The sequence below is a fragment of the Thermogutta sp. genome, from assembly GCF_014359955.1.
Classification (GTDB): domain Bacteria; phylum Planctomycetota; class Planctomycetia; order Pirellulales; family Thermoguttaceae; genus Thermogutta.
Window position 1 is genome coordinate 1 of the sequence record NZ_JACIYL010000782.1, and the last position, 2,037, is coordinate 2,037.

The window sequence follows — 2,037 nt, forward strand, 5'->3', positions numbered from 1 at the left end:
GCGATATCAGGGATGGAATCTGTCCTTCAACGTGTCCGTGGAATTCGACGATTACCGCGAACGATTCCGCTGGGTCATCCGCGGCATCAAATTCCTCCAGGAAGGCATCCGCTACAACGAGCGCGAGCCGGTTCTGTACGGCGACGTGGGATGGACCTATGGCTGGAAGATCGGAATGGCCGACGAAAGCAAGCAATTCCGGCGGCTGTTCATGGATCCCGCCGATCCATACGAAATCCACCAGGGGCGTCCCCCGCGTGACAACTGGCTGGTGGGAAAAGACTGGTACCGAGAAGCGGAACGACTCACCGACCAGGGGGCCATCCTGCGAACCACACCCCTGATCTTCTACTCCCACCGGCCCAAATTCCAGATGAACTACGCGGAAGCCATCGAGAAAGAGGGCACCTTTGGTGAAACGGCGATGGATGCCTGGAAAACTGGATGGCATGAGTTCGTCAACGAATTCGGCCATCGGGAACTTCCCAGCGGTTACGAAGACTTCCCCACCATTCGCCTCTATGAGCGCGAGCTTCTCCTCCAGCAGGCACGGGAGCTCGCCCAACAGATCGACGAGCTCGCGCCCGGACTGCGGGAACAATTACTGGCTGAACGTCGCAAAGAGCTGACGCCGGAAGAACGGGAGGCCTACGACACCCCGCCCTACGATCGCACGGCCCGCCAGGCGGACCTCGCGCTGTCCGCCGAGATTAAAATGCGGCTCACCCACGAGCAGGTGGCACGGCGCATCACGGACCCGGCCAAGCGGAAGAAAGCCCTGGAACTTGCCCGCAAGGCCATGGAGCTGGAACGTCGGGCGCAGATCGTCGAACACAATCGCACAATTGTCAACTACGACTACTGGAAACGACACGCGGAAGTGGAACAGCAGCCTGAAGCCGTCGCCGCTCGGGAAGCCATGTACCAGTCTCTGGAAGCCTATCACAACAACGACCACATCACGGCCATGGAGCTGTTTCTCGAAGCGGCTCGACGATGGAAGAAAGTCATCGAAAAGAACCCGGATATTCAATATGACGACGGCTTTGTCAATGATCTGTCCGATATCACCGACCGTTACATGCGGATCCTCGACCAGCTCGACGAGGTCTTTCCTGAGGATTTCGCGCTCCAGGGCATCATTCACCGCCGGGTGAAGCGGCGGCCGGAATATCAGATCGCCATGGAAAAGGTGGCCACCGCCCAAAAGGCCATCCAGGCGGGAGATTTGGGCCAGGCACGCTCCGATCTTGAGGAAGCCTTCAGCCGCTTCCACGAATTGACGGAACTGGTGAAAAGCCTGAAATTGCTCTCCGACCGACAAACCATCAACGACATGATGAACGCCATCAACCTCTACGATTCGGTGATGGTCAAACTTGGAGACGTCTTCCCCCGGAATTTTGTGCTGGCCGATATCATCCGCATCCAGTGCCTGCACACTCCTGAATTGGTGGCCATCAAGCGGCACGCGGCCGTGGCCAATTCCATCCTAACCGCGGGAGTCAATCCTGCCAACCTGGCGAAGGCGCGGGCGGAGTTCGAACAGGCTCTGCCCCAGGCTGCCGCTTTGCTCAAGAAATTCCCACACCTGGCCCGGCTCTCGGATCGGCGAACCGCCACGGAAATCGCCGAGCTGGATATCAATTACAACCGATTGCTCAGCACGATTGGCGAAAGCCTCCCGGATAACTATCCGCTCCGTGAATTCCACGAAAAAGTTGTGCCCATCCTTCAGAAAGAATATTCGGAACCCGCTCAGCCGGAGACGCAACCCACCTCCGCAAAATCGGGGAGTTCCTCCAACACGTGACGGGTGGCGCCGTGGACTGCCGTACACAGCAGGTAGCAACGGGGGCAGCATTTGATGGTCCGTTCAGAGATGGCGTGCGGTCCGAGATGTGTTTTCAAACCCAAAGAGGCTCCCACGTGAGCGCCCTCTTCCATGCCATCCGCGCTGTGATGCGTTGGCCACAGCAGGCGCTCGTGGCACTCATTCTCGCGGGCATGGCGGCCGTCTGGTTGACGTCGGGAATT

The 2,037-nt window shown here is 58.6% G+C and carries 1 pseudogene; it reads left to right on the top strand.

Annotated features, from left to right (window positions below):
• Positions 1-1,813, top strand: a pseudogene (locus tag H5U08_RS16920) (hypothetical protein); the annotation flags it as partial.
• Between the last annotated feature and the right edge of the window lie 224 nt (positions 1,814-2,037).